The organism is Bacillus sp. SH5-2 (genome assembly GCF_008368905.1).
GTDB lineage: Bacteria > Bacillota > Bacilli > Bacillales > Bacillaceae_G > Bacillus_A > Bacillus_A luti.
This window is the reverse complement of sequence record NZ_QOSD01000037.1, coordinates 34,233-58,291: the sequence shown is the minus strand read 5'-3', so window position 1 is coordinate 58,291 and position 24,059 is coordinate 34,233. Positions and strand designations below refer to the sequence as shown.

Genomic DNA, 24,059 nt, shown 5'->3' with positions numbered 1-24,059 from the left:
TTCATTTGAATCACTTTATCCTATATATTGCTGCGTCACACAGTGAATCATACCACCATACGCATACAATTCATTCACATAAATACCAACAATTCTTCTCCCTGGAAACTGACCTTCAATAATTTGCAACCCTAACTTGTCATGTTCGTCACCGTATATAGGTACCAATACGACTTCATTTCCAATATAAAAATTCAAATACGAGCCTTTACAATCTGTCCCTTTAACTATTTTTCTCGTTACTGGTACTGGTATGAGCTGAAATGGCTTTCCATCTATATTTCTTGCTTGTCGCAATTCTTGATAATGCTTTTCGTACGCCTCCAAAAGATACGACTCCCCTTCCTTAAAAGGATCATATTCATACAGAATCGTATTTTCATTTACAAAACGTGCTGCACCATCTATATGGTAATCCGTATCTTCATCATAATTATCCTCACCGCGAATACCAGTTATCCATATAAAATTCGTTACCCCTAAATATTTCGTTAACTCCATTTCAATCTCTTCCTGACTTCGTGTAGGATTTCGATTTTCATTTATAATAGACGTTTTCGCTGCCATTAAGGTTCCGTTTCCGTTTATCTCAATTCCCCCGCCCTCTAGACAGACACTAGATTCAACTTTTGGAATGCTATACCTTTCACTTATTTTAGTTGGTATAATAGCATCGTTTACATACGGATATTTATCTCCCCAACCATTAAATACCCAGTGTGTTAGGCACAGATTTCCCTCTTTATCTTTCACAAAGATCGGTCCATTATCTCGTATCCAGACATCATCAGTTTCTTGTACTAAGAAATCAATTTTATCCATATCTACTTTCGCTTCCATTAACTTTGATTGGACATGTACTTTCTCTTCCTCATCGCATACAACAATATGCACATTTTCTCCATAATGAAGTTCCTTTGCCATCGATACCCAAATATCATCTAACTTAGCTCTATAGCCTTCTCCCCTATGCGTTTTATCATGAGGCCATTGGAGCCATGTCCCCTCATGTTTCTCCCATTCTGCTGGCATATAAAACAAACTATTTTCTATATTTCTCATATATATTCACCCCTTATATGAATGCAGATCCAGTCTATACTTTGACATCGTGTTAAGGTCAACAAGAATATATTCATTTACTTGTAGAAACTTTATAAGGTGACTCTTTACTTCTCCTTGTGATACACTATTTCTCCTTGTAAAACAGTCACCAAAACTTTCGCATTCGGAATCTTATCGGCACTCATTTTAGTAATATCTTCATCTAGTAATACCATATCAGCTGATTTCCCTACTTCAATCGAGCCAGTAATTTTATCAAGACCTAGCGCTTTAGCTGGCTTAATTGTATAGGCATCAATAGCTGCGTATACATCAGACAAGCCCTTGTCATCAATGCTTAATGCATTCGAAATCGTCACAAGTGGATTCAGTTCGTTTACATCCCAATCACTACTAAGTGATACATTCGCACCGGTTTTCCAAATTCGCCCTAACGGCATAATTCGTTTCATTTGCTGATCTGTAAAATACGTACTTGCCCAGCTTTGTTTAGGATCTTCTGCAAAATCATGACCTACTTGGAAATCAGCGCTAATACCTAATTTAGCAAAACGATTTATATCACTATCTTCTACCATTTCCACGTGCGTAAGCGTATATGGCTGTTTTGCACCTTCTGTTTTCGCCGCTTCAATCGCATTTAAACTCTCTCTTCCCCCGCCATCTCCAATTGTGTGAATGAGTGCACCGTAACCAATTTTATTCAGTTCAGTCAACCACCATTTCATTTTTTCTTCTGGAATATAGTTCAAACCATACGGGGTTCCTTGAAACCACTCAAATTTATATTTTTCTAGTGTTTTAGCTGTACTATTAATGCTAATTCCATCACTGTACATTTTCACTTGATTAATAAGCATGCGGGATGACAAATCATCACGTTTAATTTTCTTAAAATACTCCATTTGTTCTGCTTCATTTAAATTCGGATATACCCATGGACGAAGTACTACTCGCGTTGTTAACTTTTTTTCATCATTTACTTTATTCCAAACATCTAACCAGCCTCGTTTCCAATAAAGACGGCCATCACCAACTGTAGTTATACCATTCTTCGCAACTTCATCTAAACCGTCTAACAAACCGTCGTAATTCTTTTCAAAAAGTTTCGGCTGAGAATTCCATGCTTTTTCCATCACAATATCTCCAGCTGTATCATAAAGAATACCAAAAGCTTCTCTTGTCTCTGGATCCCGAATGATTCTTCCACCCTGCGGATCTTTCGTATCTTTATTTATCCCAGCTAACTCGAGTGCTTTTGAGTTAACCCATACAGAATGAGAGGTTCTTTCCATAATTAATACTGGATTATTAGGAAATAACTCATCAAGAACTTGTAATGGCGTTTGTTGTTCTGCTTTTTCGTCCATATCTTTTAATAGCTCTTCCAAACTAAATCCTGTTCCACTTACCCATTCGCCATCTTTCACATCTTTTTTACAATCCTTTAAATAAGAGCGTTGTTTTTGCAGCGAAGCATCTGGTGAGACACTACAATTCCCTGCTGCTGGTGATTTCGCTTCAAAAATATGATTATGGTTATCCACAAAACCAGGAAGAATTTGACGTCCTTGCAAATCTATCACTTTCGTATCATTATTAATTAATTTTTCTACATCCTTATTTGAACCGACAAAAGTGATTTTCCCATCTTTAATCTCCACAGCCTCTGCCATTTCTTGCTTTTCATTTGAAGTATAAATTGCCCCATTTTTCAACACTACATTTTTAGGTAACTGACTCGGTAGCTCACCTTTTCCTATTTCAGACGTACACGCTGAAATCCATACCATACTGAGAACCAGACAAATAATCATGATTGTTCTTTTCATATTCTTTCTCCTTTTTATTATGATAAATTGCTTTCGTATATAGAATAAGGATTGACATAATGTTAATGTCAATCCTTATTCTCATTCTATTTTCGTAAGTAATAAACAAATTTGTGTCACATACTCTTCTACTAAACAATCACATTCAGGTCCCTTTATATAAACTTCATATGGATGACCATCTATTCTATAACCGTTCTTTTCCACCCACTCTTCTAATGCCATATAAGCATAACCTATATAGTCATAACTACCATAATGCATAGTAGTAACAATTTGATGTTGATGTATCTTTTTTATTTCGCATCCTTGTAATTCATTTTTATCGTCACCATCCATAATCGGAATTCTTAATTCAATATCACTGTGACCCGGCATAAACTCTTCATCATAAAAAACGGTAGAAGGAGAGCCTACTATTTGCAAACTATTTTTTTGTACTTCTTCATATAAGTCATAAAAATAATCATCCATATGATCTATATCTATTTGCAACCTCTGAGCAATTACTGTTATTTCATTTCTCGTTCCATTTAATATATCGTAATTTCTATGGCGAGCAATATTTAAAGCCGTATTCATATTTACCATTTCATTCATTTCAGAAATAACCTGTAAATTTTGTTTCACCTCATGAGACAACTCGATAATTTGCGCTTGCATATGGTGAATAAATGAATCTTGATCTGATGACTGCAGTATTACTTTAATTTTCAGCAAAGGAAACTTGTACTCCCTCAGCTTTTTAATTTTCAACGCTATTTCTAGCTGTCCTTGCTCATAATATCTATATCCATTCACTGGATTCACATATGCTGGTTTCAATATCTCTTCCTTGTCATAGTGCCTTAGCATTCGCGTACTCATTTTGCAAATCCGTGAAAATTCAGTAATTGTATACATATACATACCCCTTGACTACATTTTCTTATACGCTTATTTATTAAAACCAATCAAAAATTTTTCTAATTGAAGATTCTCCATTCTGATTACTCAATCTTTTCATTTTTGAAGGTAATAAATGACTCGGACAATACCATGTTAAACAATTCATTGCGCCTCCCATAGTCGATATTTCTCCTACATGAATTTGAATAACTTGTTTCTCCGTATACTGTTGAATATATCGTAATACTTCCCCATCTTTAGCTAATCCAAACTTAGGAACGTAAAGAGCATCACATGTTTCTAATATATTTATATATAAGCCTTTTGCCGACGCTATTTCTTGATCATATTGGCCTTTCTCTGTATATGACGAAGGAACAACTATAAATTCAGCTTCTGGCATTTGCTCTTGAATAATCTCTTGAACATGATATCTAAATTCATGATCCCCTAGAAAATCACTAATAAACATTGTGTGTTCATCAATAAATTTAACCATTCCGTCTGCGTGCGCCAGTACATCTCCTTCTTCAGCAGGAATAATAATAACTCGGCTCACATCTAAATCCCACTCTAATTGCTCTATAATTTCCTCTTCTGTCCAATCATCATTATCATCAAATATGCGTTCTGTTAAAATAACAGTATCTTTTTTGTTCCAAATAAGATTACCACCGTCCAATATTAATGGTGATTTCACATATTCAAAGTCGTTCTTTTTCAACCATTTATTAAATTGGTGATCTAAATATCGCCCTTGATCATCTGGCAAATAATTTGGTCGATATTTAAATTTAACAAGATGATTCGTTACAACTGGTGCAACATCTCTTAACCAAATATCATCATACTCAAAAAAGCTCGTATGGAATTCTTGTTCTTCAACAGATAAAGAAATAAGTTGGTCTGTAACTCCCTTTTTCCCATTTAAATTTTCATTAAAATAAATAAGTTCTTCATAAAACGGTCCATAATATTCATTTGATTCATCTGGAATCGCAGTAAAAATAATTCCCTTTTGTTCCATCTTCTTTACCTCTCTTTTGTATAATATTTAATTAGCCCGCTCTTCTCCTCGATATTTTTCACTTTTCATTACAACTTTTAAAACGTGCACATTTCTTGAATGGATTATAGCACGAGGAAATATTATATATTTATATAAATAAGCCTTACATTGACTCTTGACAAAGATTTAACATATACATATTTAATAATTGTAATGAACCCTATTTTCAAAAACCTCTTCCTTTTTAATCTTTAAAATTATGAAAGTATACAGTTAAATGCTAGAATCATAAATCCAATCATTATGAAGCTAATTAAGATAATTTCTTTCAACACCTTTACTCCCTTTTATACAAATAAAAAAGAATGTCACCTAGCCAAAAGTTCGACTATGGACATCCCTGCCGATAGTTATATTTCCACTTACTACTTCAAACTAACGGGTTGTTGTTGCGTCACACAATGAATCATACCGCCATTTTTATAAAGCTCTCTCACATCAATACCAACTACTTTACGACCTGGGTATAATTTCTGAATCGTATCGTTTGCGATTTTATCATTTGGATCATTATAATTAGGCACCAATACCACTGTATTCCCAATATAATAATTGATATATGACCCTTTATAATCGAGAGTTTTTCCATTTTCTAATACAACTTTTTCTTTACTAAGCGGTAAGTATTCATACTTATATTTCTTTCCTGAAGCATTTTTTGCATTTAACAATGTATCCATATCTTTATTAGATAAACCCCATTCGGCTAGATCATCTTCTTTCATCGTTACAATGGTAGATTTATTATGAAATTTAGCAAATCCATCAATATGAAAGTCCGTAATATCTAAATTAGGCACTCCATCTAACCAAATAAAGTTTGATACCCCAAGATCACTTATATATTTTTCAATTTCCTTTTCTGATAAATCAGGATTTCTATTTTTATTCGTTACCGCACTTCGAGTTAATAAAGCAGTCCCATTGTTATCTAATTCAATTGCGCCGCCTTCAAGGACAAACTTTCCCCAATCAATTCTTTCAATCCCTGATTGTTTACTCACATTTTCACGTATACGAGCATCATTTTTGTACGGCGTTTTCTTTCCCCATCCATTAAATGCTGGGTCTAATATTTTTAAATTTTTATTATTGTCATAAACAAAAATCGGTCCACTATCTCGTGCCCATACATCATCCGTAGGAGCGATAAAGAAATCAATTTTATCCATATTCAGTCCTTTATCTATTAAAAGCTTATTGATTCGCTCTTTCTCCTCCTCATCGTATGCAACAATGTGGACTTTTTCCCCCTCAGTTAAAGTACTTGCCATCTTAACCCAAATAGGTTCAACTTCCTGCTGATACTCTTCACCATATGTGTATTCATGAGGCCATTGCAGCCATGTACCTTCATGTTTATCTTTTTCATCTGGTATTGTATACTTCCCAGCATTTTCCTGTACCTCTACCTTTTCCCCCTCTTTTCCTTTTGCATTTTTATTATTCTCTTCAAAAGAACATCCACTAATAATCGCTGTAGATAATGCACTTATTAAACAAAGCTTTACTATTTTTTTCATTTGTTCAACCTCCTGCTCTTGTCTCCAATAATATAAAGGTTCACATAGTGTAAAGCTCAAGTTTTTTATCAATGTAAAATTTACCAATTAATCTTCCGCATACATTCAATACAATAGATGAACTTCGTGCAGTACCTTTCCTATATATAACATTCATATCATTTAACTTCCTATATAAAATTATTCTAATAGTAATCGCCTCTCATACTTGCTTATTCATTAAGTAAAACATTACTAAATAAAAAAATCGGTATTGATAATTACATATCAATACCGATTTTCCCATTATTATTTTCCTTCTATTAAATCATTCGCCATTTTTCTAAACTCTTGATTAAATGTATCATTCATACCATTTTGTACGTTAGAGAATAATATGACAAACGTTCGTTTATCCCAGTTAAAATTATTAAAGGTATTCCAACCTGCTAATACGCCATGATTATGATAATAATCTGGATACGTATAGAAACTAAATCCATATTTTCTTACAGGTGATGCAGTAAACATATCTAATACACTTTGTTTAGACAGCAGTTTCCCATCCATAATAGCTTCATCTAATCTTTTCATATCTTCAACAGTCGTATACATTTCACCACACCCATACAACCAGTTCATTTTTATGCGGGGTGCAGCTATTAACTCATTATCTTTTTTCGTATAACCTTCTGCTAAAAAAATATCTTCTGGGAGATTTGCCCCCATTCCAGATTCATGCATTTCAACAGGCGTAAAAATATTTTCTTTCACATATTCAGCGAGCGGTTTATTTGCCACCTTTTCTACAATATACGCAAGTACCATATAATTATAGTCTGTATATTTCCACCCTGTCCCTGCAGGAAATTGTAACGCCTGCGAACCAATCCACGTTACTAACTTTAAACGCGAAGCCGCATCAACCCTACCTTGCCCCTGATCTGGCAACCCAGACGTATGTGTTAACAAATTTCGTAACGTAATATTTTTATCTGCTGGAAACGATGGAATATACTTATTTACATTGTCTTCAATATTTAATTTCCCTTTTTCTTTTAGCTGCATAATAGATATTGCAACGACTGTTTTCGTAATAGAACCAATACGATATTTCGTTCTTGGCGTCGTTAATACTTTATCCTTCACATTCGCATAACCGTAACCTTTTCGTAAAATCACATGATCTTTACTTACTACAAGAACACTTCCATTAAATCCTTTATCTTTTAAATATTGATCTAGTCTTTCTGCTGCAATTTCATAACGCTTTTTTTCAGCTATGCTAACCTCTTGCATATCGTCCTTACGCTTACCATTTAAATTAGAAAATGCCTTTATATCATATTTCTTACCTTTATTTGCATGTATGAGTGTAGCGACACTTCCACAAAAAACAGCAAAAATAAAGAAAACAATTAACCATTTCTTTAACATAATAGGAACCCTCTTTTATCTAGTTTCACTTAACGTACGTCCATTCTATTCTATATCTTTTAATTTTCAAATACTTTATAATATTATCTAACATTCACTCTATTTAAACTAGATCCCTTTTTCTCATATTCAATTTTTGACTACTCTCTATTGTATTTCTTTCTTACAAAATTTCCACCATACAATCGGATGCGTCAAACTATAATTTCAATTTCTTTTGTAACATTTGTTACATACTAATAAGAATGGAGATGTAATATGAAGAATACTGACAGACGCAATCGTTTAGATGATAGAATGTTTCATTATCGGGTAACAAAAAATAACATAGTTTTAATTGAATATTACGGAAAACGAATTATGATGTTAAAAGGAAATGATGCTGAAAAATTTTCAAACAAAATACATCATGCAAATAACGATAAAGAAAAACAACTAATTATGGCTAAAATAACAGGTAATTTCAAAAGAGGAAACGAACGTCATTGAAAACGAATCTCATTTATATTTCGATTATACAATAAATTCAAAAAGAAATGTCGCTCATTCGGCATTTCTTTAGACTTTCTTCATAGAAAATTTACATTGCTAACATTCCTTTATTTTTTGTTTTTACTATATAAACTCACTGCCGAGATACTTAATAATACCACTATACACAGCCACGCATACGTATACCCTTTCTGATCTACAATATAACCAAATAAAACAGGTGCAACAATAATAGCAATTTGATTTAATGTAAGTGCCAAACTAACTGTTATTCCAACAGCTTCTTCACTTGCCAGTTCAGCAACTTCGACGACAAAAAGACTAAACCATCCAATTGAAAAGAAGCCTAACAATGCACTTACACCATACAATACTCCACTCGCTATTATATGTATGCTCATTGCTAACAATAGAATCAAACCGATAGAAGCACAGACAGCTATAAATAAAGGCGTGCGCCGATTCCCCTTGTACAATACATCACTAATAGCTGCTAATACAACACGACCAATCATTCCAGAAAAAAACATAACTGAAAATACTGTTCCAGCTACAGTAGATGTAATTGATTGTTCCCTTACTAAAAATTTCATGAAGTGTCCAACTAACACCATTTGTAATGAAATCATGCAAATCCCCGTTATATAAATTGGATATAATTCTTTTTTATATATCACTACTTGTAGCTCCGTCCAAAAAGAAATTTTAATATGTTCTTTCTTTGTTTCCTTATGAACACATGGCTCTTTATAAAACAAAAAAAATAATAATCCTCCAATTATACAAATGCATGAAATACTATTTATCGCGTAAGCCACATTATATTGTATTGTAAGAAACGGGATTAGCACTCCCGCTAATGCGCCACCAATCGGTATACCAGCTTGCCTTATTCCCATCGCTAATCCACGATTTTCTTTTGGGAACCATTTTAAAATCACTTTACTTCCTCCTGGCTGGGAAACACTATAAAACGTTCCTACTAATAAAAATACAAATAGCAACCCATTTAATCCACTTACTATATTAGTTAGTAAAAGCGAACTCCCTAGCAAAAATGAACTGATAGAAATTAATATTTTTTCATTATACTGATCAAGTAGCCGACCAACAAAAAGCATACAAAATAATGGTCCAACATTTACAACACTTACTAACAATCCACTCTCCATATTCGTAAGCGCATATTCTTCTTTCCAAAATAAAGCGAAAGCCCCAACACCATACGTTATAAGCGTCGCAGTTGTTTGAGCAACCGTTGCAAAAATTAACATAACCCACTTATAAGTACTATTCATCCTTTCTTCAATTAACACAATAATCCCTCCATCCCCTTCCATTGTATGAAAGTTCTAATATCATATAAAATAAAGATTCATCATATAATCCATCAAAAAAATTGATACCTTTTCCGGAGGGATGATAGGTGGATATAAAAGATTTAACTGTATTTTACGAAGTTGCGAAGAAAAGTAATATTTCTCACGCAGCTAAAAATTTGAACTATGTGCAATCAGGCGTAACAATGCGTATGAAACAACTAGAAAATGAATTAGGGGTTCCTTTATTTTACCGTAACAGAAAAGGTGTAACTTTAACTTCTAACGGTGAGATTTTATTAACATATGCCAAACAAATTATCAACTTAATGGATCAATCAATAAAAGCGGTTCAAAGTAATGGAACTGAGCCAAAAGGCATTTTGAAAATTGGATGTACAGAATCTACAACTGCGGTAAGGCTCCCCTCTATATTAACAGCCTACTATGAGAAGTACCCAAAAGTAGATTTGATTTTAGAAACCAATACGACCGAACAACTAATTAAGCTTGTATTAGAACGAAAACTAGACGGGGCGTTTATAGCTGGATCTACTCATCATGCTGAACTTCATACAAATGTATTTCGTGAAGAAGAATTAGTGCTCATTAGCAAAAAACGTCTATCCTCTCTTAAAGACATAGAAAATATGAATTTACTTGCTTTTAGTCACGGTTGCTATTATAGAAGTTTATTAGAAGACTTACTTCAAGAAGAAGGGATCTCACCTAAACGAGTTTTAGAATTCGGAACAATTGAAGCAATACTCGCATGCGTAAAATCAAGTATGGGTGTAGCAATTATGATGAAATCTATTTTAAAAGGACATGAACATGACTTATCATTCAATCCTTTACCAAATAACTTCAAAAAAGTTCCTACTACTTTTATTACTAGAAAAGATATATATTACTCTGCTGCATTACAAAAATTTATGGAGTTGACTCACAATGCGTGAAAAGAAAATACGTGGTATGAAACGAAAAACAAACGCTATGACAAAACGAATTGCAGAACATACAAAAACGTTCCCTTCTACTTTTTATAACGATGAATATTGGTATATGCCTTTACCAGTTTCCCAAGCTTTTATCGATTCTCGTAAAACACCTAGAAAAGTAAAACGATTGTGTATACAAACCTTATTAAATCTAGCAAACCATTTAATAAAAATAAAACCGAACGATACAAATACATATCAGGTTGTTGTTTTAATTTCTATAGAAAATTTGTGGGGATCGCAAATTATCGTATTTAAAAACGATGACTACTTTCAAAATTTTTTTTATAAAAATAATGAATTTCAAAAATGGATTCTTCTTTCAAATGAAATTGATTTTTGGGAAACATGGGGAATTTCAATTTGTCCTACTGCCCAAATCTTGCACTTTCAAGAAGTCATTTATGATGAGGATGCAATCGATAAAAAAGAGATTTGGTTTATTGGAGAGTTATCTTAAAAGGGGTACTCTCAAATGAAAAGCTTCCCTTTTTTCACTTAACAAAATCGCTATATAATGAATCTATCATTTTATTATATAGGAGGTTTTCAAATGGTAATACCTAAATATCCTGATGTCCCTACTCTTACAAAAAAACAAATCGATGAAATTACAGAAATCACTTTTCTAAAAGAAATAACACCTCAAAAATGTGATGCAATTTTCGTTTTCTGTGGTTCTCATCCTGGCAATTGGCAAGCTCCTCTAGAATCTTATCGACAAGGTTTAGGAAATAAAATTATCGTTACAGGTGGTACCAGTTTGCATGGCATGAAACATCCGAGCTGGAATTACGGGGATTTGTCAGAAGCAGAAGTAATTGTAAATAAATTAATTGAATATGGCGTACCAAAAGACGCTATCATGTTTGAGACAAACTCCCTCCATTCTATCGCTAATGTAATGGAAGCGAAAAAGATTTTTGATTTCACAAAGATTAATCGGCTACTATTTGTATGCAAAAGCTTAGGCGCTGGTCGGCAATATAGAGTATTAAAAAAACATTTACCTAAAAATATTACTTGTATCCCATATACATTTGATACAAGTTTCGATGGTGAGTTTATAATTAATAGATATAATTGGATGGAAAATGAAAAGAGTCGCTCTATGATTTTTGGAGAATACTTGAGAAATGTTTGCTACGGCAGAAAAGGTGGTATTGAGCCGCCTGAAAAAGAGGTTCATGGTCTAGAAGAATATGTATCCTATTACTATAATCTAGCATAATAAAAACAAGGTATACCTAAAACAACGGTATACCTTTTTCTATTTTACTTATTTTTCTTTTAACACACTATGTAACCGATCCGGATAATTTGTAAACATTCCTGTAGCACCCCATTTAATTAACAATCTCATATCTGGTTTCTCATTAATTGTATAAGGATGAATTAATAGTCTATTTTCCCGAGCCATTTTCATATATGACTCATCAATAATTAGTTCTCCGTTGTCATTACGTAAGTTTGGCCCAATACCGACTGCATACTTTTTAATTTCTTGAAAATCATCATTCGTTACACTTTTCGGCTCATGTGTAATCCCAGACCATTCAACAATCTCATTGTTTTCATTTGGATAATACCAAAGCAATTGAACTAACGGAATATTTTCATTCATACTATGAATCTTTTTTAAACTATCTTTACTAAATGATTGAATCATAACACGACTAGATGACATGTTTTGACCTATTAAATTATATTTTTTTAATAAAGCTAATAATTTCTCTTCCATCCCTGGATACACATCTGGTGATTTTGTTTCAATGTAATATTTCATGCTTCTTCCGTACTTTTGGAAGATTTCTTCAAGAGTCGGAACTTTTTGACCAATGTACTCTTGCTTAGCCTTTTCTGGATAAGCTTTATTGAACCACGATCCTGCATCTAAACTCTTTATTTCACTTAATGTTTTATCTCGTACTTCCCCTGTACCATTTGTAGTTCGATCAACTGCTGTATCATGCATTGCAATCAACTCGCCGTCCTTAGTTAACTGAATATCTAACTCCAAATAATCCGCTTTCATTTTTTTCACAAGATCATAAGAAGCAAAAGTATGCTCAGGTGCATGTCCACTTGCTCCGCGATGTGCAATATTTAAAAACTTATTCGTATTCCATTCATGCTTCCCTTCTGCTTTCGCATGAACAGCTCCCCCAGCAAAGATACTTCCCGTCATAAAGAAAATAACTAAAACGCTAATAATCTTTCTCATCCTTTTAACCCTTCCTACGTTGTAAATTTCAACAAGTTAATGAGATTTACACGAAATAGAAGATATATTTTCATTGTTTTTATAAGCTTATATTAAAATTTCAGTCTTACAAATATACTTTCCCTATGTTATTAATATAGAAAACTATTTATTTTCTATATCCCTCCTTTCCACATGTAACTTCCCTATTGTGTACGGTTCTTCCAATAAAAAAAGCCATAAATTATTTAGAGAACACTTCTGTATCCCTAAATAAATTTATGGCTTTTCTCAAATATCTCCGGCCTCGATTAACTTGTCGAAATTAATCATACCAAACCTATTAAAATTTGTGAATATTATTTTTCAGCATAGTGAAGCACACAAAACAATATTTCCGTAGTTACTTAAAAATCACATAATAAATTACCCATTGCCTCTTTAAGCACTATATCTGGATTTACTACCTCTTTTTCCGAACGCCATCCTATAAAACCATCTGGTCTAATTAATACAGCTCCTCCATTCTCTATTCCATATAATTTGCTAAAAATATCTTCTTGAGCAATAAAGTCTCCACTTAAACCAACGCGATACACCTTTATATTTACTCCTAATTTAGCTGAAACAGTATATGCTGATTCAGCCCAAGAACCATTTTCTGCTCCAGTAAGTAAAACAAAATCGTTACCTAATAAATCAAGGACAGAGACTTCTTTCCCCTCATACATTCCAACAAAATGTGGTGCTCGCGTACCAGGTCTTCCGTTCAACTGTACAATATCCATTCTATGCGGGGTAACTAAGTCATCTATAATCGCCTCTGAACTATACTGATACCCAGCAGTTACAGCTAAACCATCCATATTATTCAAACTGCCTTCCTCTCTATTCGCAGCACGAAATAATAAACTACTCGCATAATTCGTCGTTAATTTTGCAACAGGGTATCTCTCTTCATGATATGTTTCTAACAATTTTGGTTTTGCTTTGCCTTTTAAAACAGCCGCTAATTTCCAAGCTAGATTGTGCGCATCTTGTATTCCTGTATTTGAACCAAACCCTCCAGTTGGCGGCATAATATGTGCAGAATCGCCAACTAAAAAAATACGATTATCTTGAAATTTTGTAGCAGTACTTTCAGTCGCTTCCCACGGTAAAACACTTACTATTTCTGACTCAACATTTGTGCTTCCAATTGCGGTTTGAATAATTTGTTTACAACGTTCTATAGTGAAATCCTCTGGCCCCTCTCCTTTTAATGGATCGTAGGATACATGGTAAATCCATCTTCTGTCGTTATCAACTGGAATAAGCGCACCAAGAACTTCAGGATGAAGTACCATAGTAAAACCAAATGCATCTCCTTGTATAAATTCGCTTAAATCCGCTTCAAAATAAATATTCATATAATAGCCACCGATTGTACCTCTTCCCTCCGTACTTATCCCTAGCTGCTCACGTATTTTACTTTTCGCTCCATCTGCTGCAATTACATAGTCACAATGAATAATACTTTCTTCTTCCGTTTCGCGATTCCGAATCGTTGCTATTACTTCGTGCTCATTTTGTTCATAAGAAACTAATTGATGATAAAAGGATAATTCTCCGCCTAATGTTCTCGCTTCTTGTAACATCATCTCTTCTAAAGTAATTTGATAACAAGCCGTTTGTTTTGATGGACTAATCTCTTCTATTTTTTGAAGTAACTTTTCATCATTTCCATACTGAGTCGCCTTCATTTGTGCCAATTCTTCCTGATTCGCCTCAGCTATTGTATGAACCGCTATTCTTCCTCGGCAATTTTCTAACGCTTTACCCGCCGATCTAATTCTTTGTTCTAAACCCAATTCTCGAAATAACTCCATCGTACGAAAAGTGATTCCACCTGCTTTTGGATGAATTGCAGTAGACAGATGCCTTTCAATAAGTAAATAATCAATATTATGTTTTGCAAGAAATAACGCAGATGCTAACCCTGATAATCCCCCTCCAACAATTAAAACTGGTACATCATTCGATTTCATATATTTATCCTCCACATCATTGTTCTGAGCTCAGTGATATAAATATAATCAAAAAAGCAACAAAGATATAGACTTATATTTCATTTTAAATTATCATATAGATAGATTACGCCCCAAATTAGTTTTATTTTTTCACACAATTATAATCCGCTAGTATTATGCGTGTATGAAAAAGTAAAACGAAAGAACTCACTTTAGTAGACACCAAAATAATGAAAACATTATAAGCGGTCGTAACCCTGAAAATTATCCAGGGTTACGACCGCTTAATTTTTTGTTCAATGGCTTAACTATCCTCATCTGGAAACAACCTATTATTAAATCATTTTCTATTTTTAAAACTTTATCCATTCTAATATGTAATTCTTTTCTACCCCCCTTATCATTTTCAACATAAAAAAATTCATTCGTCTCGATTTTCTTTCCCAATATTGCAGTTCATACAACAATCATGTAGCATTACCGTATCGAAGTAACGGTCCATCATCTTAAACCTTTCGACTAATTAGCAGGAGGTAAAGTGATTGAAATGAATAAACAAGAACAATTAAATGTTATAAAAAGAGATTTTATTGATTCACAAAAAGTGTTATTGGCAATTGGTGATGAAACACGGCAAGCTATTTTGTTAGTTCTAATGGAAACAGAATGTCAAACCGGATTACGTGTAGGAGAAATTACGAAACAAACACACCTTTCTCGACCAGCCGTATCACATCACCTTAGAATTTTACGAGAAGCCGGTATTATTTTAATGCGAAAAGAAGGTACAAAAAACTTTTATTATATTGATATACGTACAAAATTAAGTTTATTAAAAAATCTTGTATTAGATATTGAAAAGCTATTGCACAACTTTTATTGAAATTTGGAGGTATAAGAAATGAAAGCGATGATAATTGATAAGTACGGAAAAGTCCCAATGCGTATGGCCGAGGTACCTACTCCTGAAATAAATGAGTATGAAGTGCTCGCAGAAATTTATGCAGCTAGCATTAACCCAATTGATTTTAAAATACGTGATGGAAAAGTTAAAATGTTACTGAAATATGAAATGCCTCTAATCCTTGGGAATGACTTTTCCGGTGTCATCACGAAAGTTGGATCAAAAGTGACTCGTTTTAAAGTCGGTGATGAAATATATGCTCGTCCAAGAAAAAATAAGATTGGTACTTTCGCGGAGTATATAGCCATTCATGAAGATGATATAGCTTTAAAACCGAAAAATTTAAGTTTTGAGGAAGCGGCTTCGATTCCACTCGTTGGCTTAACTTCCTATCAAGCTTTACATGACATCATGCAATTACAAAAAGGTCAAAAGATTTTAATTCATGCTGGATCTGGTGGTGTTGGTACTTTCGCAATTCAGTTAGCAAAAATAATGGGTGCTACTGTTACAACGACTGCAAGTGAAGCTGGTGCGAATTTAGTAAAGTCTCTTGGCGCAGATGAAATTATTAATTACAAAACAGAAAAATTTGAAGATATACTAAAAGATTATGATGCAGTATTTGATACAATCGGCGGTGCTACACTTGAAAAATCATTCAACATTATAAAAAGCGGTGGCAACATTGTTTCCGTTTCAGGTATGCCGAATGCTCGCTTCGGTAAAGAGTTCGGTTCAGGATTTTTCAAAACACTCTTATTTTCATTAGCAAGTAAAAAACTTACTGCACTTGAAAAAAAGCATAATGCTCAATATTCATTTTTATTTATGAAGCCAAGCGGAGATCAATTACGCACTATTGCAAACTATATTGAAGCCGGAAAAATCAAACCGGTAATCGATCGCGTTTTCCCTTTTGAAGATGCTCAAAAAGCAATGGAATATTCCGAGTCTGGAAGAGCAAAAGGGAAAATAATTGTAAAAATAAAATAACAACAAAAACAAAAACTCCATTTTAATCAATCTTTTTGAAAAATAGAGTTTTTGTATTTGCTGTAAAATAGACACAATGCACTGAAGTCCTTACAATAGATTGCAAGGGGAAATAATATATTATACTTTTAGCTAACTTTACAAAGAATACATACGTACAAATACATAATAAAAAATACAAAAGGAGGAGATAACATGACTAGAAATAATGAAGCTGGTTGGAATTTAGATAATAGTTATACGACTTTACCACATTCATTTTATACAGAAATCCCCCCTACTCCCGTAAGTTCACCGGAGTTAGTTAAACTAAATCATTCATTAGCGATATCTCTTGGCTTGACCCCTGAAGAACTAAAGAAAGAAGCCGAAATTGCAATTTTCGCTGGTAACGCAATCCCAGAAGGTGCTCATCCATTAGCTCAAGCATATGCTGGTCATCAATTCGGACATTTTAATATGTTAGGCGACGGGCGTGCCCTTTTAATAGGAGAACAAATTACTCCTTCAGGTGAACGTTTTGATATTCAACTGAAAGGTTCTGGCCCCACTCCCTATTCACGCCGAGGAGATGGTCGTGCTGCACTCGGTCCGATGCTACGTGAATATATTATAAGCGAAGCAATGTATGCACTTGATATACCAACTACCCGAAGTTTAGCAGTTGTCACAACTGGAGAACCTACATACCGTGAAACAAAGTTACCTGGAGCAATTTTAACTAGAGTAGCTAGTAGCCATATTCGCGTCGGTACATTTCAATATGCTGCGGCTCGCGGTTCAACCGAGGACCTGAAATCACTAGCTGACTATACGATAAAAAGACATTACCCAGAAATTGAAGCTCATGAAAACCGATATACCGCTTTACTAGAAGCAATCATTAAAAGACAAGCAAGTCTCATCGCAAAATGGCAACTTGTTGGATTTATTCACGGCGTAATGAATACTGATAATATAACGATTAGCGGAGAAACGATTGATTACGGCCCTTGTGCATTTATGGACAAATACGACCAAGGAACGGTATTTAGCTCTATCGATACACAAGGTCGCTACGCATATGGCAATCAACCATATATGGCCGCATGGGATCTCGCACGACTAGCTGAATCTTTAATACCAATTCTGCACGAAGATGATGAAGAGGCATTAAAGATTGCCCAAGACGAAATTTCAAAATTTAGCGTACAATATGAAAACAATTGGTTCCTTGGAATGAAAAAGAAATTAGGACTATTTGGCGAAGACGAACAAGACAAATTACTTATTGAGAAACTTTTAAAAATAATGGAGAAATATAAAGCGGATTACACAAATACATTCCGTTCATTAACTCTCGATACATTAGAAAATACCCCTCTATTCGAAAGTCCAGAATTTAAAGAATGGTACGGACTATGGCAAACTCGATTAGAAAAACAAGACGAATCAAAAGCGAATGCCTATGAGATGATGAAAAATAATAACCCATCGATTATCCCAAGGAACCACCGCGTAGAAGAAGCATTAGAAGCAGCTGTTACAAGTGGAGATTATAGCGTAATGGAGAAACTTCTTGAAGCTCTATCAAACCCTTATGCGTATTCTACAGATCAAGAAGAATACTGCATTCCGCCTGCACCGACGAATCGTCCTTATCGTACTTTTTGTGGGACTTGATGGCTTTTATTTATAATCCGTATACTCATTTCCCTACACCACTTGAAATAGTGGTGTTTTTTTGAATTTTTTCTTAATTTTCGAAATAACAGAAGGTTTTACAAAATATTACACAAAATTATGTAGTATCGTAATAAGTTAAAACACCAAAATTTTCTCTTTTAAAAGAAAATTATTTATCAAGTGAATATTCATTATTTTTTGTATATTTATATGATAACATTATAGACAAAACTCAATAGACTATTCTGAGGGGGGATTTTATGAATACCTTATTAACTGGAAGTACATACGCAACGAAACACTTAGAGGCATGGTATCACGCAATCTTAATTCAAAATGTTACAGAAGCACAAACCTGCTATCATGCAGCAACTCAAGAACACAAAGAAATTCTTGTAAAAGAAGATAGTTTAAACTCATCTTACCATTTATTTTTTAACTTATTAAAATTCCGTTATACAGTATTCACTGATGGCCTATCCATTACAAAGGGTAGTTTTGATGCAATTGACGCTATTACTATCCCAACTGATTTACAACTATCCTACTTATACAATTATTACAAAGCCATTTACTTTACTGCATTAAACAAATTTGAAAAAGCTGATGATTATTTCGAAAAAGCAAAATCATCTTTAGCTAGCCTTTCTACTGTGGAACAGGCTGATTTCTATTACCGTTATGCAGTATATCATTTTCAGATGCAGCAACCAAGCCAATCCATCGTATATGCTACTAAGGCATTAGAAATTTTTCAAACATTAAATGAATGCGAAAGAAATATAACCTCCTGTTTAAGTGTACTAGGCGGATCTTATGTAGCAGTTGGTCATTATGAAAAAGCTGAGGAATTATACTATACAGCCATCGATATATTACAAAAAAACAACGAAGAGTCTTTACTTCTTCATGTACGAAATAACCTAGGTACACTCTATGCGAATAAAAACTTGTCAGAACAGGCCATTCGTCAACTGTCAGAAGTAATAGAAGAAATGCCAAAACACTATAAGGCATTATTCTTACTTGCACAAGAAAATGGAAAACTAGGAAATATAGAGTTGGCAAATAAATACATTCAAAGTGGTAAAGAAATTGTTTTACAACTAAACAATGAGGAATATAAACATCATTTTAATATTTTAGAAGCTATTATAAATAAATTTGAATTAGAACAATTAGAGCGAGTTATACAAGAAGGAATTGACTATTTTAATGAAGAATCTTTATTCAGTTATACTTCTGATTATTGCGAGAAAATAGCCACTTTATATCACAAAAAGGAACTCTTCGAAAAAGCTAGTGAGTATTTTTACAGCAGTATTGAAGCTAAAAAAAAGAATGAAAGAAGGTTATGAAAATGAAGAAAACAATTGGTAAAATCGCTTTAGGTATTGCATTTACTGGTATTTTTTCTTTTGGGTTAAACGCTAATCTGACAAGCCAAGCTGGACATGAACATTTCCCTGCACCGCAAAAAACTGACCTTGTTCAATCCGTTGATGTAAGTAAAGACTACAACTCAACAACAACTGAAAAAGCACTTTAAAAAATGAAAGACCTTCAATTAAGAAGGTCTTTTTAAATACGCTTATTTAGAATATTTCCCTTTCATGTAGGCTTTATTTTCTCATCAACTCCGCAATCCTCTTACTCCCCTCACTACCAACTTTCTCAAGTTCCTCCACAACTAATTTCCTTCTCTCGACAGAATGATTTTGACTTAACTTTGCTTTTCCTTCTATTTTATTTATCTTTATTTTGAATCCAACTATTCCCTTACTTAATCCTCCCATATAATTCGGATCTACATCATTAAGTGAGTAGGTGCTCTCTAGATCTTCATATTTATTTACTAAATCTTGAAGAGAATCTACTAATGTCTTCTCATCTTCAACAATTTCTAATTCACCGTATACATGCACTGCAACGTAATTCCATGTTGGTACTGCATTGTTTGTTTCATACCATGACGGAGAGATGTAACTATGTGGTCCTTGAAATATAGCTAGTACTTGCTGAGTCCCAATATCTTTCCACTGTTCATTTGGACGTGCGAAATGGCCGTGTAAAGTAAGGGTCTCCCTATGCAATAACAACGGTAAATGCGTTGCATATGGTTCCCCGTTATGTTGAGAAAATAACGTCGCAAAGCTATTTTGTTCAATTATTTCGTACTGCATCCCTTCATCTTGTATTGCGAAATATTTTGGTATGTACATAAGCTCCCTCTTTTCCGATCTTTTCTTTTTTATTCCCTATTATATTTAGTAATCGCATCAATCAACAGGGCCAGTTTGTCATTATTTTATAGTGGCAGCGTTCAATTCAAAAAGAATAGGTCGCATGTACTTAATGCGACCTTAGTTTATTTCCCCCAATATATTTGTAATAAATGCCGTCTTACCTTCACTATAACTAGCTCGATTTTTCGATCCTCTTGCTAACTCTTCCTTTAAACGTCCATATTCAGCAGCAACATCGTCATGTTCACGAAGATAATCCCGAAACGCTACATGTCTCCTCAGCTCTTCACTATTCTTATCACATACATATAGATGCTGTTCCATCCAAACTGTATTTCCCTCATTCCACGGAACGAAAGCACCCTTTCTTCCAAACGCCTCTCTCCCTTTGAAACTCCATTCCACTTGATGATAGTATCCTATCGTTTCAAGTTTTTTTACTACTTCAGGGAAAATTTCGTAATCTTCTATTACGATATCAATATCTAATATTGGTTTTGCTGGAAGTCCTTTAATAGATGTACTCCCAATATGTTCAATGGATAAAATGCTGTCTTCCATTACATTGTTAATGAGAGTTTGTAGTTTATTAAATTCACTTTCCCATTTGATGTTATATTCTTCGATAGTAATTCTCTGTTTCAATGTATCCCTCTCCTCAAAAGCAATTATAACCTTTGAATATGAGTATCTTTAAAATCCGTCTCATATTTCAAGCCATATCCAAACATTCGATCCATTCCAATATGCGCTGTCCATATTAAGCCAATCATAATAACTGTGTCTATCTTAAAATAGATACCTATGATAGCTATTAATATGGATATAATATATGTGTGAAATATATTATAGATTTTAGCACCTATATGATTATTTATCCCATACGCTAACATTGATAAATCCGGAGCTAAAAGGAACAGAAAAAATATTATCCAACTAAATTCATATATTGAATACGTATAAATCGCGGCTAACAAAACAACCAGTCCTTCAAAATGTACAATGCGTTTTTGCATTTTTTATCATCCCTATTTTTCTATATTTACCGATAATTTTTCATCACTAAAAGTATTCTTTGCATTTTTTGACCAGATGGTCGCTAAAATTGGTCCTGCAATGTTATGCCATACTGCTGCTAATACACTTGGGAGTGCGGCAGCTGGTCCAAAATGTGCTGTTGCTAGCGCAACACCTAAACCTGAATTTTGCATTCCTACTTCTATTGAAATAGCTCTTCTTGTCCCTTCGTCTAGTCTAAGTATGAATGCTGTTATATAGCCAAGTAAGAAACCAAAAGCATTGTGGAGCATAACTGCGATAAAGATAAGAAGACCTGAAGAAGTAATGCTACTTACATTGGCTGAAACAACTGCAGAAACAATAATGATAATTGCTAAAACTGATATTAAAGGGATAACAGTCATTCCTTTCGTAACAGTTTTAGGGAAAAACCTCTTCACCACTAATCCTAAAATAATAGGTATGATAATGACTTGTACGATAGAAAGAAACATAGACATAGGATTCACTGGCATCCATTGTCCTGCAAGTAATAATAAAATAAGGGGTGTAGCAATTGGTGCTAGTAACGTTGATAATGACGTCATTGCAATAGACAACGCTAAGTTCCCTTTTGCTAAATAAACCATAACATTTGATGCAGTGCCACCCGGTACTGAACCGAGCAACACTAATCCAGCTGCTAATTCGGCTGGCAGATTCATAACGTAGGCTAGTACGTATGCGACAAGTGGCATAATAATAAACTGAGCACATACACCGATAATAACTGGCAATGGTTTTGTAGCAATGATTTTAAAATCAACAGCCTTTAATGTTAATCCCATCCCAAACATGACAACCCCAAGCAAGATCGTTATGTAACTAGTTAACCCGAGAAATGGAGCTGGAATAAAATATGCAATAGCTGCAATACAAATAACCCAAAATGCAAAATACTTTCCAGCTATATTACTTATCGCTTCTAGTACTTTCACCCAATCAGCTCCTATCCTTTAACTGAAACACTTTATTCGGATTCAAAATATTTTGCGGATCAAGAGCTTTCTTTATTTTCTCCATTACGAATAGTGCCGCCCCATGTTCTTCTTCTTGATACTTCCTTTTTCCGATTCCGACGCCATGTTCCCCTGTACACGTTCCCCCTCGTTTAAGAGCATACAAAACGATATTTTCATTTATTTCGTCTGCCTTCTTCACTTCTTCTTTATCGTTTGGATCAACCATTAAAAGCACGTGGAAATTCCCGTCTCCTACATGGCCAAGAATACCACCAACAAGACCAATCTTATCTAATGTCTCTTTCGCATGTTGTATTGCACCAGCTAATTCTGAAATTGGTACACATACGTCTGTACTCATAAGCTTTTTACCAGGATAGCTATGAACGTAAGAGTATGCTAGATTATGCCGTGCATCCCATAATTTATTTCTCGCCGCAGTTTCCGTTTCAAAAGCAACTTCTTTACATTTATGATCAAAAACAATTTCCTTCGTGAATTCAATATCTTGCTTTAAACCTGCTTCATTACCGTGAAACTCTAAAAATAATGTAGGCTCTTCTCTGTAACTTGTTTCATTATAATGATTTACTTGTTTCATAGATAATTCATCTACAAGTTCAATTCTCGCAATTGGAATACCCGCTTGCAAAACATGTATAACCGCCTCTACTGCATCATTTACAGTTGGAAACGACGCTCTTGCTGCCATAATATGTTCTGGTATGCCGTATACTTTTAAAGTTAACTCTGTAAAACATCCAAGCGTACCTTCTGACCCTACGAAAATACCATTTAAATGATAACCTGATGATGACTTCGCCGCTAAATTCCCAGTATGTATTACTCCTCCATCAGCAAGAACGACTTCTAAATCTCGAACTTGATCACGCATTACACCATACTTTACCGCTGTTGTTCCGCTTGCATTTGTAGCAGCCATTCCACCTAACGTCGCATCGGCTCCAGGATCTACACTAAAAAATAATCCATACTTTTTCAATTCTTTATTAAGCTGAGAGCGAGTCACTCCCGGTTGTACTCTCACTAGAAAATCTTTCTCTCTTATCTCGAGTATTTTATTCATAAGTGAAAAGTCCATTGTAATTCCTTGTTCATATGGAATAACATGTCCTTCTAAACTAGACCCTACTCCAAAAGGAACGACAGGTTTTTTATGCTCACTTGCTACTTTCATTATTCTACTAACTTCTTCGGTCGTTTTCGGAAAAACTACTACATCAGGTAAACTACTAGCATGATATGATTCATCTTTACTATGTAACTCCCTTACTGTCGTATTCACAACTACTCGATCTTCGGGAATGACACCCTTTAGTTCATTTACTAAATGCTCTACTGTTATTTCCATCGTACACTCTCCTACTTTCTATAAATTAGAATTACAAA

Annotated in this window: 23 protein-coding genes; 9 read left to right on the top strand and 14 right to left on the bottom strand. The window is 34.1% G+C overall.

Annotation, left to right across the window (positions count from 1 at the left end; genetic code table 11):
• Positions 1–15: 15 nt before the first annotated feature.
• The 6 genes from DN410_RS25945 to DN410_RS25920 form a co-directional block, all read right to left on the bottom strand.
• Positions 16–1,062: an agmatine deiminase family protein gene (locus DN410_RS25945; RefSeq protein WP_149178599.1), complete on the bottom strand. Its 1,047-nt coding sequence runs from the start codon at positions 1,060–1,062 to the stop codon at positions 16–18.
• A gap of 107 nt (positions 1,063–1,169) precedes the next feature.
• Entirely contained in the window at positions 1,170–2,897 is a 1,728-nt protein-coding gene (locus tag DN410_RS25940; protein ID WP_149178598.1) for an amidohydrolase, read from the bottom strand.
• 81 nt (positions 2,898–2,978) lie between these two features.
• Positions 2,979–3,800 carry a MerR family transcriptional regulator gene (locus tag DN410_RS25935; RefSeq protein WP_149178597.1) on the bottom strand — a complete coding sequence of 274 codons (822 nt, stop codon included), beginning with the start codon at positions 3,798–3,800 and terminating at the stop codon, positions 2,979–2,981.
• A gap of 40 nt (positions 3,801–3,840) precedes the next feature.
• Complete coding sequence (locus DN410_RS25930) at positions 3,841–4,812, bottom strand: agmatine deiminase family protein (RefSeq protein ID WP_149178596.1); 972 nt, start codon at positions 4,810–4,812, stop codon at positions 3,841–3,843.
• 407 nt (positions 4,813–5,219) lie between these two features.
• Complete coding sequence (locus DN410_RS25925; RefSeq protein ID WP_149178595.1) at positions 5,220–6,377, bottom strand: agmatine deiminase family protein; 1,158 nt, start codon at positions 6,375–6,377, stop codon at positions 5,220–5,222.
• A gap of 288 nt (positions 6,378–6,665) precedes the next feature.
• Positions 6,666–7,793 (bottom strand): serine hydrolase domain-containing protein, encoded by a 1,128-nt coding sequence (locus DN410_RS25920; protein WP_149178594.1) that lies wholly within the window; start codon positions 7,791–7,793, stop codon positions 6,666–6,668.
• Between the two features lie 258 nt (positions 7,794–8,051).
• On the opposite strand from DN410_RS25920, the gene DN410_RS25915 reads away from it, so the two are divergent.
• Positions 8,052–8,282, top strand: a complete 231-nt coding sequence (locus DN410_RS25915) for a hypothetical protein (RefSeq protein WP_149178593.1) — start codon at positions 8,052–8,054, stop codon at positions 8,280–8,282.
• Positions 8,283–8,392: 110 nt separating this feature from the next.
• On the opposite strand, the gene DN410_RS25910 is transcribed toward DN410_RS25915, so the two are convergent.
• The gene (locus DN410_RS25910; protein ID WP_149178592.1) at positions 8,393–9,625 is read right to left on the bottom strand and encodes an MFS transporter; all 1,233 of its coding nucleotides are present in this window, start codon (positions 9,623–9,625) and stop codon (positions 8,393–8,395) included.
• 86 nt (positions 9,626–9,711) lie between these two features.
• Here DN410_RS25910 and DN410_RS25905 point away from each other — a divergent pair, with 86 nt between their 5' ends.
• The 3 genes from DN410_RS25905 (at position 9,712) to DN410_RS25895 (ending at position 11,836) form a co-directional block, all read left to right on the top strand.
• Positions 9,712–10,563 (top strand): LysR family transcriptional regulator, encoded by an 852-nt coding sequence (locus tag DN410_RS25905; protein WP_149178591.1) that lies wholly within the window; start codon positions 9,712–9,714, stop codon positions 10,561–10,563.
• The gene (locus DN410_RS25900; protein ID WP_149178590.1) at positions 10,556–11,065 is read left to right on the top strand and encodes a DUF3916 domain-containing protein; all 510 of its coding nucleotides are present in this window, start codon (positions 10,556–10,558) and stop codon (positions 11,063–11,065) included. Before DN410_RS25905 ends, DN410_RS25900 begins: the two co-directional genes overlap by 8 nt.
• 93 nt (positions 11,066–11,158) lie before the next feature.
• A complete protein-coding gene (locus DN410_RS25895; RefSeq protein ID WP_149178589.1) occupies positions 11,159–11,836 on the top strand; it encodes a YdcF family protein in 678 nt (225 codons plus the stop codon).
• A gap of 48 nt (positions 11,837–11,884) precedes the next feature.
• Here DN410_RS25895 and DN410_RS25890 read toward each other — a convergent pair whose 3' ends face one another.
• On the bottom strand, positions 11,885–12,829 hold the full coding sequence (locus tag DN410_RS25890; RefSeq protein WP_149178588.1) for a glycerophosphodiester phosphodiesterase: 945 nt from the start codon (positions 12,827–12,829) through the stop codon (positions 11,885–11,887).
• 386 nt (positions 12,830–13,215) lie between these two features.
• Positions 13,216–14,835, bottom strand: coding sequence for an FAD-dependent oxidoreductase (locus DN410_RS25885; protein ID WP_149178587.1), 1,620 nt, complete (start codon positions 14,833–14,835; stop codon positions 13,216–13,218).
• Between the two features lie 520 nt (positions 14,836–15,355).
• Here DN410_RS25885 and DN410_RS25880 point away from each other — a divergent pair.
• The 5 genes from DN410_RS25880 (at position 15,356) to DN410_RS25860 (ending at position 19,931) form a co-directional block, all read left to right on the top strand.
• Positions 15,356–15,700 carry an ArsR/SmtB family transcription factor gene (locus DN410_RS25880; RefSeq protein ID WP_000571888.1) on the top strand — a complete coding sequence of 115 codons (345 nt, stop codon included), beginning with the start codon at positions 15,356–15,358 and terminating at the stop codon, positions 15,698–15,700.
• A gap of 18 nt (positions 15,701–15,718) precedes the next feature.
• Positions 15,719–16,717, top strand: a complete 999-nt coding sequence (locus DN410_RS25875; protein WP_149178586.1) for an NADP-dependent oxidoreductase — start codon at positions 15,719–15,721, stop codon at positions 16,715–16,717.
• Positions 16,718–16,912: 195 nt separating this feature from the next.
• On the top strand, positions 16,913–18,379 hold the full coding sequence (locus DN410_RS25870) for a protein adenylyltransferase SelO (protein ID WP_149178585.1): 1,467 nt from the start codon (positions 16,913–16,915) through the stop codon (positions 18,377–18,379).
• Between the two features lie 263 nt (positions 18,380–18,642).
• On the top strand, positions 18,643–19,740 hold the full coding sequence (locus tag DN410_RS25865; RefSeq protein ID WP_149178584.1) for a tetratricopeptide repeat protein: 1,098 nt from the start codon (positions 18,643–18,645) through the stop codon (positions 19,738–19,740).
• A 2-nt stretch (positions 19,741–19,742) separates the two neighbouring features.
• The gene (locus DN410_RS25860; RefSeq protein ID WP_149178583.1) at positions 19,743–19,931 is read left to right on the top strand and encodes a Phr family secreted Rap phosphatase inhibitor; all 189 of its coding nucleotides are present in this window, start codon (positions 19,743–19,745) and stop codon (positions 19,929–19,931) included.
• Positions 19,932–20,004: 73 nt separating this feature from the next.
• Here the strand turns inward: DN410_RS25860 and DN410_RS25855 are convergent, their stop codons facing one another.
• The 5 genes from DN410_RS25855 to DN410_RS25835 form a co-directional block, all read right to left on the bottom strand.
• The gene (locus tag DN410_RS25855; protein ID WP_149178582.1) at positions 20,005–20,604 is read right to left on the bottom strand and encodes an FMN-binding negative transcriptional regulator; all 600 of its coding nucleotides are present in this window, start codon (positions 20,602–20,604) and stop codon (positions 20,005–20,007) included.
• A gap of 141 nt (positions 20,605–20,745) precedes the next feature.
• Positions 20,746–21,273 carry a GrpB family protein gene (locus DN410_RS25850; protein ID WP_149178581.1) on the bottom strand — a complete coding sequence of 176 codons (528 nt, stop codon included), beginning with the start codon at positions 21,271–21,273 and terminating at the stop codon, positions 20,746–20,748.
• Positions 21,274–21,296: 23 nt separating this feature from the next.
• Positions 21,297–21,644 carry a DUF4260 domain-containing protein gene (locus DN410_RS25845; RefSeq protein WP_149178580.1) on the bottom strand — a complete coding sequence of 116 codons (348 nt, stop codon included), beginning with the start codon at positions 21,642–21,644 and terminating at the stop codon, positions 21,297–21,299.
• 12 nt (positions 21,645–21,656) lie between these two features.
• The gene (locus tag DN410_RS25840; RefSeq protein WP_149178579.1) at positions 21,657–22,625 is read right to left on the bottom strand and encodes a bile acid:sodium symporter family protein; all 969 of its coding nucleotides are present in this window, start codon (positions 22,623–22,625) and stop codon (positions 21,657–21,659) included.
• A 4-nt stretch (positions 22,626–22,629) separates the two neighbouring features.
• Positions 22,630–24,021, bottom strand: coding sequence for an FAD-binding oxidoreductase (locus DN410_RS25835; RefSeq protein WP_149178578.1), 1,392 nt, complete (start codon positions 24,019–24,021; stop codon positions 22,630–22,632).
• Positions 24,022–24,059: the final 38 nt, after the last annotated feature.

Coding starts and splice junctions, on each gene's coding strand:
- DN410_RS25930 (WP_149178596.1), bottom strand. CDS start 4,812: ATGGAACAAAAGGGAATTATTTTTACTGCGATTCCAGATGAATCAAAT.
- DN410_RS25910 (WP_149178592.1), bottom strand. CDS start 9,625: ATGGAAGGGGATGGAGGGATTATTGTGTTAATTGAAGAAAGGATGAAT.
- DN410_RS25860 (WP_149178583.1), top strand. CDS start 19,743: ATGAAGAAAACAATTGGTAAAATCGCTTTAGGTATTGCATTTACTGGT.
- DN410_RS25845 (WP_149178580.1), bottom strand. CDS start 21,644: ATGCAAAAACGCATTGTACATTTTGAAGGACTGGTTGTTTTGTTAGCC.
- DN410_RS25925 (WP_149178595.1), bottom strand. CDS start 6,377: ATGAAAAAAATAGTAAAGCTTTGTTTAATAAGTGCATTATCTACAGCG.
- DN410_RS25935 (WP_149178597.1), bottom strand. CDS start 3,800: ATGTATACAATTACTGAATTTTCACGGATTTGCAAAATGAGTACGCGA.
- DN410_RS25890 (WP_149178588.1), bottom strand. CDS start 12,829: ATGAGAAAGATTATTAGCGTTTTAGTTATTTTCTTTATGACGGGAAGT.
- DN410_RS25900 (WP_149178590.1), top strand. CDS start 10,556: ATGCGTGAAAAGAAAATACGTGGTATGAAACGAAAAACAAACGCTATG.
- DN410_RS25940 (WP_149178598.1), bottom strand. CDS start 2,897: ATGAAAAGAACAATCATGATTATTTGTCTGGTTCTCAGTATGGTATGG.
- DN410_RS25870 (WP_149178585.1), top strand. CDS start 16,913: ATGACTAGAAATAATGAAGCTGGTTGGAATTTAGATAATAGTTATACG.
- DN410_RS25855 (WP_149178582.1), bottom strand. CDS start 20,604: ATGTACATACCAAAATATTTCGCAATACAAGATGAAGGGATGCAGTAC.
- DN410_RS25915 (WP_149178593.1), top strand. CDS start 8,052: ATGAAGAATACTGACAGACGCAATCGTTTAGATGATAGAATGTTTCAT.
- DN410_RS25835 (WP_149178578.1), bottom strand. CDS start 24,021: ATGGAAATAACAGTAGAGCATTTAGTAAATGAACTAAAGGGTGTCATT.
- DN410_RS25895 (WP_149178589.1), top strand. CDS start 11,159: ATGGTAATACCTAAATATCCTGATGTCCCTACTCTTACAAAAAAACAA.
- DN410_RS25865 (WP_149178584.1), top strand. CDS start 18,643: ATGAATACCTTATTAACTGGAAGTACATACGCAACGAAACACTTAGAG.
- DN410_RS25945 (WP_149178599.1), bottom strand. CDS start 1,062: ATGAGAAATATAGAAAATAGTTTGTTTTATATGCCAGCAGAATGGGAG.
- DN410_RS25885 (WP_149178587.1), bottom strand. CDS start 14,835: ATGAAATCGAATGATGTACCAGTTTTAATTGTTGGAGGGGGATTATCA.
- DN410_RS25875 (WP_149178586.1), top strand. CDS start 15,719: ATGAAAGCGATGATAATTGATAAGTACGGAAAAGTCCCAATGCGTATG.
- DN410_RS25920 (WP_149178594.1), bottom strand. CDS start 7,793: ATGTTAAAGAAATGGTTAATTGTTTTCTTTATTTTTGCTGTTTTTTGT.